The organism is Pseudomonas sp. SID14000 (genome assembly GCF_002165135.1).
Lineage (GTDB): Bacteria > Pseudomonadota > Gammaproteobacteria > Pseudomonadales > Pseudomonadaceae > Aquipseudomonas.
In genome coordinates, this window is record NZ_NFZQ01000010.1 from 132,070 (window position 1) to 146,773 (window position 14,704).

Genomic DNA, 14,704 nt, shown 5'->3' on the forward strand with positions numbered 1-14,704 from the left:
GTCATGAGCGCAGCATATACGGCTGCGTTCGGTTCGGTAACAAGCCGATGGTCTGAACCGCTCAGAGGCGTTCAATGACCATCGCGATGCCCTGGCCAACGCCGATGCACATGGTGCACAGGGCGTAGCGGCCGGCGGTTTCTTCCAGTTCGTGCAGCGCGGTGGTGACCAGGCGTGCACCGCTCATGCCCAGCGGGTGGCCCAGGGCGATGGCACCGCCGTTGCGGTTGACCCGCTCGTCGTCGTCGGCCAGGCCGAGCTCGCGCAATACCGCGAGGCCCTGGGCGGCAAAGGCCTCGTTGAGTTCGATGACATCCATGTCGGCCAGCGACAGCCCTGTAAGCTCCAGCACCTTACGGGTAGCCGGGACCGGGCCGATGCCCATCAGCCGTGGTTCGACCCCGGCCACCGCCATGCCGACAATGCGGCCACGGGCCTTCAGGCCATGACGGCGGGCGGCTGCGCTGCTAGCCAGCAGCAGGGCACAGGCACCGTCATTGACCCCGGAGGCATTGCCGGCGGTGACGCTGCCGCCATCACGGAACGGGGTACCAAGCCTGGCCAGTTGCTCCAGGGTGGTGTCGCCGCGGGGATGTTCGTCGTGCTCGACCACTATGGCCGGGCCTTTGCGCTGAGGGATCTCGACCGGCACGATTTCCCGTACCAGGCGCCCGCGTGCCTGGGCGGCTGCGGCCTTGTGCTGGCTGCGCAGGGCGAAGGCGTCCTGGTCGGCGCGGGAAATACCGAACTGTTCGGCAACGTTCTCGGCCGTTTCCGGCATCGAATCGGTACCAAAGGCCGCCTTCATCAGCGGGTTGACGAAACGCCAGCCGATGGTGGTATCGAACAGCTCGGCTGCGCGGCCGAACGCCTGCTCCGACTTGCCCATGACGAACGGCGCGCGAGACATCGATTCCACGCCGCCGGCCAGCATCAGCCCGGCTTCACCGCAGCGCAGGGCGCGGGCCGCATAGCCAATGGCGTCCAGGCCGGAACCGCACAGGCGGTTGATGGTAGTGCCGGGCACTTCGATAGGCAGCCCGGCCAACAAGCTGGCCATGTGCGCCACGTTGCGGTTGTCTTCACCAGCCTGGTTGGCACAGCCGAGGACGACGTCGTCGATGGCTTTCCAGTCCAGTTCGGGGTGACGCTGGATCAGGGCCTTGAGCGGGATGGCGGCCAGGTCATCGGCGCGCACGCCGCTCAAGGCCCCGGCATAACGACCAATGGGTGTGCGCACGGCATCGATGATCAAGGCGTCGGCCAGGGTGTGTTCAGTCATCTTGCGTCTCCTGCGCCAGCACAGTGCCGCGCACTTTGTAGGATTTGCCATGGAACATCGCCACCAGCTCACCGCGCTGGTTTTCGATGCGGACCTCGTACAGGCCGGTGCGGCCCTTGCGGCTGACCTCGCTTGCGCGGGCAGTGAGCACGTCATCGCGCAGCGCCGGAGCCAGGTAGTCGATGTTGCAGCCCAGGGCGACAGTGGCTTGGTTGTAACTGTTGCAGGCAAAGGCAAACGCCGAATCGGCCAGGGCGAACATGAACCCACCATGGCAGGTGCCATGGCCCTGGATCATGTCGGCGCGTACCGGCATGCGCAGGCATGCCTGGCCCGGGCCGGCTTCCAGCAGGCGGATGCCCAGGCCCTGGGTGGCCTGGTCGCGGGCGTACATGGCCTCGGCACAGGCTTGTGCCAGTTCGACTTCAGTCATGCAGGGTGCCTCCTTTGGCTTCGCAGCGGCGTAACAGCAGGGAAGGGCGGTAGCGGCTCTCGCCGTAGCTGCGCTGCAGGTTGTCGAGCACGCGCAGGGTGTGGGGGATGCCGATGTTCGCGGCCCAGGCCAGCGGGCCGCGGGGGTAATTGACGCCGGCGCGCATGGCCAGGTCGATGTCAGCGGCACTGCCGACACCTTGCAGCACGGCATCGGCGGCCTCGTTGGCGAGCATCGCCACGGTACGTAGCACCACCAGGCCGGGCAGGTCGGCGACCGGCGTTACCTTCAGGCCGGCGTGCTGCAGCAAGGCCACTGCCTGGTCGCGGGCATTGTCGCTGGTGTCGGCCGACCAACTGATGGCGAGACGGGTGGCGGTGGCGTAGTCCAGGGCCAGGTCGAGCAGCACCAGATTGCGCAGGCCGTCTTCCCGGGCGCGCTGGCTGGCCAGGCGGCCATCGGACAGCGCGAGGGTGGCATCGCCCACCTGGATCAGGCCACCGCCGGCGCGCTGGGTCACGGCGACGCCACTTTGGCGCAAGCGCTGGACCAGCGGCTGCATCACCCCCAGGTCGCCTTCGACGACGCAGGCATCGACGATGGCAGCGCCATGTATTTCGACTGGCTGCGGGCGTTCGGTGCCTTCGGCATAGCTATAGAAGCCTTGGCCGGTCTTGCGCCCGAGGCGGCCTGCGTCCACTAGTTCTTTTTGCACCAGCGAAGGCTGGAAGCGGAAGTCGCCATAGAACGCATCGAAGACCGAACAGGTAACGGCGTAATTGACATCGTGGCCAATCAGGTCGGTGAGTTCGAACGCGCCCATGCGGAAACCGCCGGCATCACGCAGCAGCGCATCGAGGCTGGCGCAATCGGCTGCGCCTTCCTGCAGCAATCGCAGGCTTTCTGCGTAGAACGGCCGCGCCACGCGGTTGACAATGAAGCCAGGTGTGGAGCGCGTGTGCACCGGCTGCTTGCCCCAAGCCTGGGCGGTGGCATGAATGCACGCGGCAACGGCCGGGGCGGTGGCCAGGCCTGAGACCACTTCGACCAGGGCCATCAACGGTGCCGGGTTGAAGAAGTGCATGCCGACCACCTGCTGCGGGCGTTGCAGCCCGGCAGCCAGGCTAGTGATCGACAGCGACGAGGTGTTGCTGGCGAGGATGCAGTCGGCGGCGCACAAGGTTTCCAGCTGGCTGAACAGCGCCTGCTTGACCTGCAGGTTCTCGACTATAGCCTCGATCACCAGGCGGGCATCGGCCAAGGCTTCGAGGTCGTCTACCGGGCACAGCCGGACGCTGATGGCTTCCCGCTCGGCAGCCTGCAACTTGCCTTTTTCCACCAGGCGGGCAAGTTGCCGGTCTATGCCGGCCACCGCCTGGGCTGCAGCGCCCGGGCGGTTGTCGTAGAGCTTTACCGGGTGGCCGGCCTGGGCCGCAACCTGGGCGATGCCTGCGCCCATGGCGCCTGCACCGATCACCGCCACCTGGGCATTGCTTGCGAGTGCGCTCATGATCAACGCCCCTTGAATGCCGGCGTGCGCTTGTTCATGAAGGCACTCACGCCTTCGCGATAGTCCTCGCTGCGCCCGGCCAGGCGCTGCAGGTCGCGCTCCAGTTCCAGCTGTTCATCAAAACCGTTGTCGAAACTGGCGTTCAGGCTGCGCTTGATCAGGGCCAGGCCGTAAGTGGGCTGGGTGGCGAGCTGGCGGGCGAGGGTGAGGGCCTCGTCGCGCAGTGCGGCATCGTCCACCACGCGGTGGATCAGCCCCCATTGCTGGGCCTGTTCGGCGCCCAGGCGCTCGCCCAGCATGGCCAGGGCCTTGGCCCGCGCCATGCCGACCAGGCGCGGCAGCAACCAGGTACCGCCGGAGTCGGGCACCAGGCCGATCTTGCAGAAGGCCTGGATGAAGCTGGCCGAGCGGGCGGCCAGCACCAGGTCGCAGGCCAGCGGGATGTTGGCGCCGGCGCCGGCAGCCACGCCGTTGACCGCGCAGATCACCGGCAGCGGCAGGTCGCGCAGGGTGCGCACCAGCGGGTTGTAGAACTTGTCGATCGATTCGCCCAGGTCCGGCATCTCGGCGCCCGGGGCGACGTTGCGATCGGACAGGTCCTGGCCGGCGCAGAAACCACGGCCTTCGGCAGTCAGCAACAACACCCGTGCTTCGCTGCTCTGGCGTACTTGCTTGAGTGCCTCGCGCACTTCCAGGTGCATGGCGGTATTGAAACTGTTCAGCTGCTCGGGGCGATTCAACGAGAGGAGGGCGACGCCGTCCTCGATGGAAAACAGGATGTGCTGGAAAGTCATGACAGACTCGCTCCGTCAGTCGAGGGAAAGATGATCAGCGGCCCTGGAAGCGGGCCTGGCGTTTTTCCTGGAAGGCACGGATACCTTCGTCGCGGTCGGCGGTGCCGGCCAGCAAGGTGAAGGCATGGCGTTCGAAGCGCAGGCCGCTGGCCAGGTCGGTATCGCCGGCCTTGAGCAGCGCTTCCTTGGCCAGGCGCACCGCCAGTGGGGCCTTGGCGGCGATGCTGCGGGCGATGTGCAGGGCGCGTTCTACGGTGAGTTCCGGCTGGGTGATTTCGCTGACCAGCCCGGCCTGCAAGGCATGACGGGCGGTGATGGCTTCGCCGGTCAGCACCATTTGCATGGCCAGCGGCTTGCCTACTGCCCGCAGCAGGCGCTGGGTGCCACCGGCGCCGGGGATGATGCCGAGGTTGATTTCCGGCTGGCCGAAACGGGCGTCGCTGCCGGCGATGACGATGTCGGCACACATCACCAGTTCGCAGCCGCCACCCAGGGCGTAGCCGTTGACGGCGGCGATCAGTGGCTTGGCGAAAGCGGCGATGCTTTGCCAGTGGGCCACCCGGGGGTCGTTGAGGATGCCGACCAGGTCGCGCTCGGCCATCTCGCGGATATCGGCGCCTGCGGCGAATGCCTTGCGGCTGCCGGTGATGACCACCGCGCGGGTCTGCTCGTCTTGCCCGGCCGCTTCCAGTGCAGCGGCCAGCTCTGCCAGTAACTCGGTGCACAGGGCGTTGAGTGCCTCGGGCCGTTGCAGGGTAATGAGCTGGACGCCGTGTTCAGGCGCCTGCACATCGAGATATCGCGGCATGTCGGGTTCCTCTGGCTGCACGCACGGCACATCGTGGGGCCGGCATTTCTTGGAATTGTTTGCAGGGGCGTGATGCGGGATCACGTCCAGGTGGAACCAGTATATGCATCATGCGATACATCAATGCAACATTGAAAATTGTTTCATGTATCTCTTTTAGCGTTGATTGCGGTTTAGACAGATTGGCTTTTACTTCAGATGAATCGCTTATTCATCTGCTTTTCAGCGAATTTCGGTGAATTTGCGCGAGTGCAATCACGCCAGCAAAAGCGATACACAAGCCTGGCAATTGACGCTCAATTACTTTGTGATACAAGATCAATGTGCATCTCAAATCATTTCAGGAGCTTTGCCATGCCTTGCTATCGACTGGACGGCCTGACGCCGGTGGTTCACCCGACAGCCTACGTGCACCCCAGTGCCGTACTGATCGGTGATGTCATCGTCGGCCCTCGTTGCTACGTCGGCCCACTGGCATCGCTACGGGGGGATTTCGGCCGTATCGTGCTGGAGGAGGGCGCCAACCTGCAGGACACCTGCGTGATGCATGGCTTCCCGGGTGGCGACACGGTGGTCGAACGCAACGGGCATGTCGGGCATGGTGCCGTGCTGCACGGCTGCCGCGTGGGCGAAGACGCCTTGATCGGCATGAACGCGGTGGTGATGGATGGCGCCCATGTGGCACCGCGCTGCATCGTCGCAGCCACGGCCTTTGTCAAGGCGGGTTTTGAATGTGCTGCGCAAAGCCTGGTGATGGGTTCGCCAGCCCAGGTCAAGCGCCCGCTGACCGAACAGGAGCTTGCCTGGAAGCAACGCGGCACAGCGGAGTACCAGCATCTGGCGCAACGCTGCATGAACACCATGGTCGAATGCCCACCACTGACCGAGATCGAGCCCGCGCGCCCACGTATGGAGGACTCCGGCGTCAGGCCCAAAGGCCAGGCATCGGCATGAGCCTGGCTGCGTCACGCAATGGCCAGGCGGCCCGCCGCGCAGGTATAGTCGGTGCTTTATCCGCGCACAGTTCGCCCATGAGCAATCTCGCCCCACTGAATCACCTGATCACCCGCTTCCAGGAACAGACGCCGATCCGCGCCAGTTCGCTGATCATCACCTTGTACGGCGACGCCATCGAGCCCCACGGCGGAACCGTCTGGCTGGGTAGCCTGATCAACCTGCTGGAGCCGATCGGCATCAACGAGCGCCTGATTCGCACGTCGATCTTCCGCCTTACCAAGGAAGGCTGGCTCACCGCCGAAAAGGTTGGCCGGCGCAGCTACTACAGCCTGACCGGTACGGGCCGCCGGCGGTTCGAGAAAGCCTTCAAACGGGTCTACAGCCCCAGCCAGCCTGCCTGGGACGGTGCCTGGACGCTGGTGTTGCTCTCGCAACTGGAGGCCGGCAAGCGCAAGGCTTTGCGTGAGGAGCTGGAGTGGCAGGGGTTTGGGACCATGGCGCCGAACCTGCTGGGCTGCCCACGGGCAGACCGCGCCGACCTGGCCGCCACCTTGCGTGACCTGGAGGCCAGCGACGACAGCATCGTCTTTGAAACCCACACCCAGGAGGTGCTTGCCTCCAAGGCCATGCGCGCCCAGGTGCGGGAAAGCTGGCGTATCGACGAACTGGGGCAGCAGTACAGCGAGTTCATCCAGCTGTTCAGGCCGCTATGGCAAGGCCTCAAAGAGCAGCAACAGCTCGATGCCCAGGATTGCTTCCTGGCACGCACGCTGCTGATTCACGAATACCGCCGGCTGCTGCTGCGCGATCCGCAACTGCCAGACGAGCTGCTGCCAGGGGATTGGGAGGGAAGGGCTGCGCGACAGTTGTGCCGTAACCTCTATCGTCTGGTGTTTGCCAAGGCGGAAGAATGGCTGAATACCGCGCTGGAGACGGCTGATGGGCCTTTACCTGATGTGAATGAAGGCTTCTACAGGCGTTTTGGCGGGCTTGTTTGAGGATTGGGTTCAATGGCAACCATAAAAGCATGAAAGTTCGCCAACAGGTCTAGACCAGTAGCACGCAGGTGTTCAAGCAAGCCCAGTTGATTATGCGGATCCAGACGCAAGGGATCCGCAGGCAGGTTGCTGCCCAAAGACCGACCCATGCCTGCCCGCCGCAGGTATTCTGGCTTACTTTGCAGTCGCGTGGCTGATTGTTACGCGTGTTACCCATTACCCCAGTTCCATTGCCGCGTTCTGGCTGCAAAGCGCCTTTTTGAGGGGTGAAGGCAGGGCATGGTGTTTGCATTGCTCAGACACCGAACCTGAACTGGACTAGACCATGCATTCTCCACTGCTCTGCTGCACCGTCCCGCCAGTTGCGGGCAACCTCGGCGTCCTGTCGGCTGCTGCCAGTGGGCTGGAGGGGTTCGTCACAGGCGTCGGAGGCGATATTGACCTGATACTGGGACGGGCCGGGGTCAATCCCGAAAGCCTGCGCCAACCCACGCTGAGCCTGCCGCTCACCAATTACTGCCAGGTGCTGGAAGAGGCGGCCCGCCAGTCGCACTGCGATAACTTCGGTTTGCACTACGGTCTGCAGTTTCAGCCCCAAGCCCTTGGGCTGCTGGGCTATGTCGGGTTGTTGTCCAATATGCTGGAGGACGCCCTGCGCAATTTCGCGTCGGCGTTTCCTTACCACCAGCACGATACCTTGATACGGCTGGTCGACTGCGGCAAGTGCTATCGCTTCGATTACCAAGTGCGGCACAGCGCCATTCTGGAGCGTCGGCAGGATGCCGAACTGACCATGGGCATGGTGCTTAACCTGATACGCCACGTGCTGGGCAAGGACTGGGCGCCGTTCGCGGTCAGCTTCGAGCACGCTCGCCCACAGGACTGGCAAGTGCATCAGCAGGCGTTCGGCGCGCCTGTCTATTTTGGTCGCGGTTGCAACTCGATGCTCGTCCCCAAGGCTGACCTCAAAGATCAGTGGATGCCAGAGCGCGATGCCAATTTGCTGTTTCTGGTCCAGGACGTGCTTCAGCGCCTGGGCGCGCACGATCAGCGGCGCAACCTGCTGGATGAGGCGGACGCTCAGGTGCGCCTTGCCCTGAGCTGTGGAGAGCCTTGCCTGGAAAAGATCGCGCAGGCGCTGGAGCTCAGTTCGGCCGGGTTGCAACGCCACCTGCGCGAGGCAGGCATGAGCTTCAGCCAGCTTGTCGAAAAGGTCCGCCGGGATCTGGCGGTGCACTACCTGCGACAGCCCAAACGGCCGGTGTCTGACCTGGCGGGGTTGCTCGGATACTCCGAGACCAGTGCGTTCTCCCGGGCTTTTCGCCGCTGGTTTGGCGTAAGCCCGCGGCAGTGGCGTAGCGAAGACTGCTGAACTGAAAATTGACTTTGCATGTTGAACACGTCCGTGCAGGGTCAAGTCTTGGTCTAGACCAGGCGATAAGATCAGGTTCGCAAGTTCCGGATACCTACCGGCAGGCGCCTTGATCGAGCAGAGCAGGGGTGCCAGGCCTACGTCGCGGTAATGAACAGAGGACAACAACATGTACAAGAGTCCTGAGAACGCACGCCATGACTGGAAATCCCTTCAACACTGGCGCGTTCAGATATTCATCATCACGTGGCTGGCCTATGCCGCGTTCTATTTCACCCGCAAAGCCTTTTCGGTTGCCAAGCTGGGAATCGCCGAAGACCCCAGCTTTATGCTCGACAAAGCGGCCATGGCCAACCTCGACGCGCTGTATCTGGCCGCCTACGCCGTAGGCCAGTTCGCATGGGGTGTCTTCGCTGACCGTTACGGTACCCGCGTCGTCGTGCTTGGCGGGCTCGTGGTGTCAGCCCTGGCCGCGCTGGCCATGGGCACCTTCGCGACTTTACCGATCTTCGCCAGCTGCATGGTGATTCAGGGGTTGGCACAATCCACGGGCTGGTCAGGACTGTGCAAGAACATCGGATGCTTCTTCGCTACCCGTGAGCGCGGCCGCGTGCTGGGTTACTGGAGCACCTGCTACGCGTTCGGCGGCCTGGTCGCAACGCCGTTCGCCGGGTGGTGGGCGTACCAGATCTCCCATGATTGGCGCATGGCGTTCATTTCTTCGGCGGGCGTCGTGCTCGTGGTTGCCGTGCTGTTCTTCCTGTTGCAACGCAATCGCCCGCAGGATGTAGGATTGCCTGCCGTCGAAGACGAGGACCAGTTGGCCGGGCGAACCGACGTTCCCCGGGAGAACTACCGGACGGCGCTGCGCAAGGTGCTCGCCAACCGTACTGTCCTGGTGCTGGGGATAGCGTATTTCCTGCTCAAGCCTGCTCGCTATGCAATCCTGATGTGGGGGCCGGTGATCGTCTACGAGCGCATGCCGAGTATCGGCAAAGTGGCTTCGGCCATTGTGCCGTCCGCGTTCGAAGTCGCAGGGTTGGTCGGCCCGATTCTGATCGGCATCGCCTCCGACAAACTGTTTGGCGCTCGGCGCATGCCGGCCTGCGTCATCAGCCTGATGGCTCTGACCCTGTGGCTGATACTGTTCGTGCCGACAATGCAAAGCGGCAACATCTACCTGGTGGTCGGCTTGCTGTTCATGATGGGTGTCACGCTGTATGGCCCTGACTCAATGATCAGCGGCGCCGCCGCCATTGATTTCGGCACCAGCGAGTCCGCGGGCACCGCCACAGGCTTCGTCAACGGGTGCGGCTCGGTAGGTGCGATCCTCGGTGGGCTGCTGCCTGGCTACTTCGACACCATCACTGTGTTCTTCGTCTTCACCGGCGCTGCGTTGCTCGCCAGTTTGCTGCTGGTGCCGTTCTGGAACACCCGCCCAGCAAGTCAGGCGACTATCAGCGAACTCGAGACGACGTCGGGCGGTGTCGCGACATCCACGCAAACCACTCGCTGATCCCACTGTCATTTCACCCGGCGATGGCTGAAAAGGCCGTCGCCCCTCGACTTTTCACCCTGGAGGTGGCCGATGGCCCTCGCACTGTTTGATCTGGACGACACCCTAATCGATGGCGACTGTGCCAGCCTGTGGAGCAGCCATATGGCCGCGCTCGGCTGGGTCGATGGGCCGAGCTTCATCGAGCGCGACCGCGAACTCATGGCGCTCTATGCGCAAGGCAAGTTGGCCATGGAGGCGTACATGACCTTCAGCCTCTCGCCCCTGGTGGGCCGCACGATAGAGGAGGTGGCCGAGGCGGTGGCTCCCTTCGTGGAAGATGTCATCACCCCGCGCATCCATGAAGACGCTATTGCCTGCCTGGCGCGACATCGCGAAAAGGGGGACCGCCTGCTGATCATTTCAGCGTCTGCACACTTCCTGGTGAGCCGTATCGCCAAGCAGCTTGGCGTAGAAGAAGTGCTGGCGATTGACCTTGAACATCAGCAGGGTGCCTATACCGGCAATACCAGCGGGATATTGACCTACCGGGACGGCAAGGTGGCGCGGCTTCACAGCTGGCTGCAAGAGCAGGGCGAGGGGTTGGACGGTGCCTACTTCTACTCGGACTCGCGCAATGACCTGCCGTTGCTTTCGCTTGTCGCCAAACCGCATACAGTCAATCCAGATCCCGTGCTGCGGGCGCATGCTGACGCGACGGGGTGGCCGATTCTGCGGTGGCGTTGATAGTTGTCAAGAGGAGGATAGGAAGAGTAATTTATATAACTAAACAAAATGAATATTTAGCATAGTTATTCATTTTGATCATATTATGAAGGCAGGGTAGCTCACGTGTGAGCGCTAACGCTCACGCCTGCACACCAGCCTTCAAGAATGAGCTAGGGGCGCTCAATTGGCGGGCTATGTACGGCTGCCATGGGCCATCAAGCAGTACCGCTCAATGAGTCATTTCCTTGGTTGGATGCCTGAAAGCGCCCATAGCTGCCTTAAGACTGCAGAGCTTCTGTAGGCCCAAAACCTCCCAGATATCGCCATGGTCAATGCAGCGGTCAGCACGGAAAACCTGCTGAATAGCTCTATTTCCGTGCCAGATCAGCACCAAGGTACGTCCGGCGAAACCTACAAGCTCGACGTCGAAGCGCTCAAAGCGGCTCACCAGCACCTGCAGTCAATCGGTAAGAGTCCACCAAAACAAAAGCGTGACGCTCACGACTTGTTGACGTTGTTTCATGCCATGCCCGCAGCGATTCGCCAAACCCTGGCCCTGGACAGCCAGGAAGGTTCATTCGAACGGTATCGGGATGTGTTAACCAATAGCCGGTATCAGTACGAGTCGAGCAGCTGGAAATTTTCCGATCCAGTGCTGATGAGATTGTGGCGGTGGACGTTGGCCAACGTGGTTGGCTACTACAGGGAGCGAGGTTCGCAAGATCCGTATGTGCTGCGTTACATCGCAGAGGTCCAAGCAAGAGCTGCAGCACAGTGATGGAGGCCAGCGACCTGGCTTCAAATCTGCCCACCCTCGGTCCCGGTAGCTTCATACGAAAGTGCGCATAATGAGTATTATGTTAAATTAAGCATTTATTTCGAGTACCTTGTGGCCGCCCCCGTAGCACCTGGCCCTGGCGCCCCCGCTGGCAACCTGGTTCTACTCAAGCTCCAGGCTGTAACCCACCCCGTATACAGACCTGAGCGGGTCATGTTCTGGTGTCACCCCTGACAGTTTGCGCCGCAAATTCTTGACGTGGCTGTCCACGGTACGATCTGCGACCACGCGATGGTCCTGGTAGATATGGTTCATCAGTTGATCGCGCGACAGCACTTGCCCCGGGCGTGCTGCCAGTGCGGCAAGCATGCGGAACTCTACCGGCGTCAGGTCCAGCGCAACCCCCTTGTAGCGCGCCTGGAATGATCGGGTGTCGAGCGCAAGGCCCAAGCTAGGCGCCTGCTGCCCGCTACGGCGTAACACCGCCTTGACCCGGGCGACCAGCTCGCGCGGGGAAAACGGCTTGCAGATGTAGTCATCCGCACCCAGCTCCAGGCCCAGCAGGCGGTCGATCTCATCGACCCTGGCCGTCATCATGATCAGCGGCATCTGGCTGAACTCACGCAATTCGCGGCAGATGTCCAGGCCATCGCGCCCCGGCAGCATCAGGTCAAGCAGAATCAGGTCGTACTGGCCTTGGCGAATCGCCGGGATGACCGCAAGGCCCTCGTCCAGGTGATCGACACGGTAGCCGCCAGCGCGCAGGTAGTCCCCGACCAGGGCGGCAAGCTTGGGTTCATCTTCAACCAGCAGGATCTGGCTCATGCCTGATCTCCAGCAATCGGGAGCATGAGCGTCAGCAGCAATCCGCCCATGGCCGAAGCCTCGGCCGTGAGCTTGCCGCCGTGAACTTCGGCAATGCCACGGCAGATCGCCAGGCCCAGCCCGGTGCCGCCACTGGCCCGGTTACGCGAGCGCTCGGCGCGATAGAAACGCTCGAACAGGCGCGTTAGCGAGGCGCTGTCGACTCCCGGCGCAGTGTCCTCACACTGCACCAGCACCTGCTCGCCCTCCCGGAATGCACGCAAAACGGTATGGCCACCTGCATCGGTATAACGGCGGCTGTTTTCCAAAAGATTGTGCAGCAACTGGCCCAGGCGTCCCTCGTCGCCCAGTACCCACACCGGCCCAGGTAGCTCCAGGCGCAGTTGCAGGCCACGCTCGGCAAAACTGGCCTGGAAGGCTTCGGCCACCACCAGTAGCAGCACGCACAGGTCGATGCGTTCACGCCGATAGGTCGGGCCGCCTACTTCGGCCAGTGACAGGTCAAACAGGTCGTCGACCAGCTTGCTCAGCGCCCCCACCTCGCCTTGCAGCGAGCGCAGGGCGTTGCCATCGAGCGGACGAATGCCGTCTTCCATGGCTTCCAGCTCGGCACGCATCACCGCCAGGGGCGTGCGTAGTTCATGAGAAATATCGGCCATGAAGTCGCGGCGCAGGCGCTCGTTGCTCGCCAGCGTGGCGGCCATGCGGTTGAAATCACCGGCCAATTGCCCGGCTTCGTCTGCCGAACGTACTGGCAGCTGGATTTCGTAATCACCAGCAGCCAGGCGATGCGTGGCACTGGCCACTTCACGGATCGGACGCAGCAAGGCACGGCTCAGCCACCAGGCGAGCACGCCTGTGGCCAACAGGCAAGCCAGACCTATCAGCAGGCTGGAGCGCAACTGGTTCAACTGGAAGCGCCGGTCACCGACGCTGGTGACCGCCTGCAGCGGCGCCAGGGCCATCCAGCCGACTACCTGGCCCTGGTGATGGATCGGTCGCAGCAACATGTCGCTGCTGGCAGCCTGGTAGCCGATGATGGGCTGGCGCTGAGCATCGAGCAGGGCGAATCGAACGAACGCGCCGGTCAGGTCGGAGACCGTCAGCAGGCTGGGGTCGAAGGTCTTGTCCGGGTGGGCATCGTCCGGGCGCAGCAGCTCGAACCACTGGTCCTTGTCGCGGCGGATGAAGTCCCAGCTGCCATTGCGTGCGTACGCTTGCTCGACCCGTGGCACGATGCGATCCATGCGTTCCTCGGCCTGCTGGTTGAGGTAGCCGAGAAAGCCGTACTTAAGGCTGAGGTAAGCGGCAAAAACCATGCCCAGCACAGCGAAGGCACAGACCGCCAGCATGGCGAAGAAGAACTTGCGGGAAAGGCTGACTTTCATGGCACCGCCGGCATACTGGAATAGCCGCTATTGAAGCGCGCAGCCCCATGTGCCGCAAGGCACGCCCGACAATCTCCACACTTTCTGCATATTGGCTGCACAATTGCCGCACACGCTTGAGCCATCGAAATTCATGGCTCGGAGCCTGCGATGCCTACCTTGTTCCACTCTATGTTGTTTGCCCGCTCACCCCTGGCCCGCGCCATTTTGCTTAGTGCGGGCCTTCTCGTCATAGGCGGTTGCCGCGAAGCCGAAACCGCTGCCCTGCCCGCTCCGCTGCAGGAAGTCGCGGTTTACGAAGTGACCACCGCCGCCCAGGCCCTGACCACCACCCTGCCCGGTCGCGCCAGTGCTCACCTGATTGCCGAGATCCGGCCGCAAGTTGGCGGCATCATCCAGAAACGCCTGTTCAACGAGGGTGACACGGTAAAGGCCGGCCAGGCGCTCTACCAGATCGACCCGCAGACCTACCAGGCAAGCCTGGCTCAAGCCAAAGCGACTGTCAGCTCAGCCCGAGCTACACTCAAGGCCGCTGAACTGAAGGCCAAGCGCGATGCGCAACTGGTGAGGATCGACGCCATCAGTGCCGAAGACAACGAAAGCGCCCAGTCTGCGTTGCTTAAGGCGCGTGCCAGCCTGCAATCTGCGTTGGCCGAGCAGCGCACGGCGCAGATCAACCTTGATTACACCCGCATCAACGCGCCGATCGACGGCCGTACCGCCACCTCCTCAGTGACCCCAGGGGCGCTAGTCACTGCCGAGCAGGCCACGGCCCTGACCACCGTGCAACAGCTGGACCCGATCTATGTCGACTTTACCCAGCCGAGCAGCACCCTGCTGCGCCTCAAGCGCGAGCTGGCCGAAGGCAAGCTGGCACCCAGCGGCAATGCGGATGCCGCGCGCGTCACACTGGAACTCGAAGATGGCAGCACCTATGCCCATGCCGGCACCCTTACCTTCAACGGTGTGAGCGTCGATGAAAGCACCGGCAGTGTGACGTTCCGGGCAGTAGTGCCCAATCCCGACGGCCTGCTGATGCCGGGCATGTACATCAAGGCGACGTTGCAGGAAGGCGTGCAGAACGACGCCATCCTGGTACCGCAGCAGGCCGTCAGCCGTGACGAGCGCGGTGGCGCCACAGCGCTGGTAGTGGTTGACGGTAAGGTGCAACAGCGTGAACTGACCCTGGCCCGCGCGGTAGGCAATCGGTGGTGGGTCAGCCAAGGCCTGGCCGCCGGCGACCAGGTCATCGTGCAGGGCCTGCAGAAGGTTCGCGTTGGCCAACAGGTCCAGGTGCAGAACAACACCCTTAGCGCCCACAACGACAGCAACTGA

The 14,704-nt window shown here is 62.9% G+C and carries 14 protein-coding genes; 7 read left to right on the forward strand and 7 right to left on the reverse strand.

The window, feature by feature from the left end; genetic code table 11:
• Positions 1-61: 61 nt before the first annotated feature.
• From pcaF to paaF, 5 genes are read right to left on the reverse strand one after another with little or no spacing between them, the layout of a single operon-like run.
• Complete coding sequence (gene pcaF / locus CAY82_RS16585; RefSeq protein WP_087502185.1) at positions 62-1,282, reverse strand: 3-oxoadipyl-CoA thiolase; 1,221 nt, start codon at positions 1,280-1,282, stop codon at positions 62-64.
• Complete coding sequence (gene paaI / locus CAY82_RS16590; RefSeq protein WP_087502186.1) at positions 1,275-1,715, reverse strand: hydroxyphenylacetyl-CoA thioesterase PaaI; 441 nt, start codon at positions 1,713-1,715, stop codon at positions 1,275-1,277. The genes pcaF and paaI overlap by 8 nt, the downstream gene beginning before the upstream one ends.
• Positions 1,708-3,225: a 3-hydroxyacyl-CoA dehydrogenase PaaH gene (gene paaH / locus CAY82_RS16595; protein ID WP_087502187.1), complete on the reverse strand. Its 1,518-nt coding sequence runs from the start codon at positions 3,223-3,225 to the stop codon at positions 1,708-1,710. The genes paaI and paaH overlap by 8 nt, the downstream gene beginning before the upstream one ends.
• A 2-nt stretch (positions 3,226-3,227) precedes the next feature.
• Positions 3,228-4,019 (reverse strand): 2-(1,2-epoxy-1,2-dihydrophenyl)acetyl-CoA isomerase PaaG, encoded by a 792-nt coding sequence (paaG, locus tag CAY82_RS16600; protein WP_015270321.1) that lies wholly within the window; start codon positions 4,017-4,019, stop codon positions 3,228-3,230.
• 34 nt (positions 4,020-4,053) lie between these two features.
• Positions 4,054-4,827, reverse strand: a complete 774-nt coding sequence (paaF, locus tag CAY82_RS16605) for a 2,3-dehydroadipyl-CoA hydratase PaaF (RefSeq protein ID WP_061551210.1) — start codon at positions 4,825-4,827, stop codon at positions 4,054-4,056.
• Positions 4,828-5,181: 354 nt separating this feature from the next.
• Here paaF and paaY point away from each other — a divergent pair, with 354 nt between their 5' ends.
• The 6 genes from paaY (at position 5,182) to CAY82_RS16635 (ending at position 11,156) form a co-directional block, all read left to right on the forward strand.
• Positions 5,182-5,781, forward strand: a complete 600-nt coding sequence (gene paaY, locus CAY82_RS16610) for a phenylacetic acid degradation protein PaaY (protein ID WP_087502188.1) — start codon at positions 5,182-5,184, stop codon at positions 5,779-5,781.
• 77 nt (positions 5,782-5,858) lie between these two features.
• Positions 5,859-6,782, forward strand: a complete 924-nt coding sequence (gene paaX / locus CAY82_RS16615) for a phenylacetic acid degradation operon negative regulatory protein PaaX (RefSeq protein WP_177408884.1) — start codon at positions 5,859-5,861, stop codon at positions 6,780-6,782.
• Between the two features lie 325 nt (positions 6,783-7,107).
• Positions 7,108-8,154 (forward strand): AraC family transcriptional regulator, encoded by a 1,047-nt coding sequence (locus tag CAY82_RS16620; RefSeq protein WP_087502190.1) that lies wholly within the window; start codon positions 7,108-7,110, stop codon positions 8,152-8,154.
• A gap of 169 nt (positions 8,155-8,323) precedes the next feature.
• Positions 8,324-9,670: an MFS transporter gene (locus CAY82_RS16625; protein WP_087502191.1), complete on the forward strand. Its 1,347-nt coding sequence runs from the start codon at positions 8,324-8,326 to the stop codon at positions 9,668-9,670.
• Positions 9,671-9,742: 72 nt separating this feature from the next.
• Positions 9,743-10,396 (forward strand): HAD family phosphatase, encoded by a 654-nt coding sequence (locus CAY82_RS16630; protein ID WP_087502192.1) that lies wholly within the window; start codon positions 9,743-9,745, stop codon positions 10,394-10,396.
• Between the two features lie 307 nt (positions 10,397-10,703).
• Complete coding sequence (locus tag CAY82_RS16635; RefSeq protein ID WP_256576290.1) at positions 10,704-11,156, forward strand: hypothetical protein; 453 nt, start codon at positions 10,704-10,706, stop codon at positions 11,154-11,156.
• A gap of 162 nt (positions 11,157-11,318) precedes the next feature.
• Here the strand turns inward: CAY82_RS16635 and CAY82_RS16640 are convergent, their stop codons facing one another.
• Both CAY82_RS16640 and CAY82_RS16645 read right to left on the reverse strand, forming a co-directional pair.
• Entirely contained in the window at positions 11,319-11,981 is a 663-nt protein-coding gene (locus CAY82_RS16640) for a response regulator (protein ID WP_087502193.1), read from the reverse strand.
• The gene (locus tag CAY82_RS16645) at positions 11,978-13,369 is read right to left on the reverse strand and encodes an ATP-binding protein (RefSeq protein ID WP_087502194.1); all 1,392 of its coding nucleotides are present in this window, start codon (positions 13,367-13,369) and stop codon (positions 11,978-11,980) included. Before CAY82_RS16645 ends, CAY82_RS16640 begins: the two co-directional genes overlap by 4 nt.
• Positions 13,370-13,519: 150 nt before the next feature.
• Here CAY82_RS16645 and CAY82_RS16650 point away from each other — a divergent pair, with 150 nt between their 5' ends.
• Positions 13,520-14,704: an efflux RND transporter periplasmic adaptor subunit gene (locus tag CAY82_RS16650; RefSeq protein ID WP_087502195.1), complete on the forward strand. Its 1,185-nt coding sequence runs from the start codon at positions 13,520-13,522 to the stop codon at positions 14,702-14,704.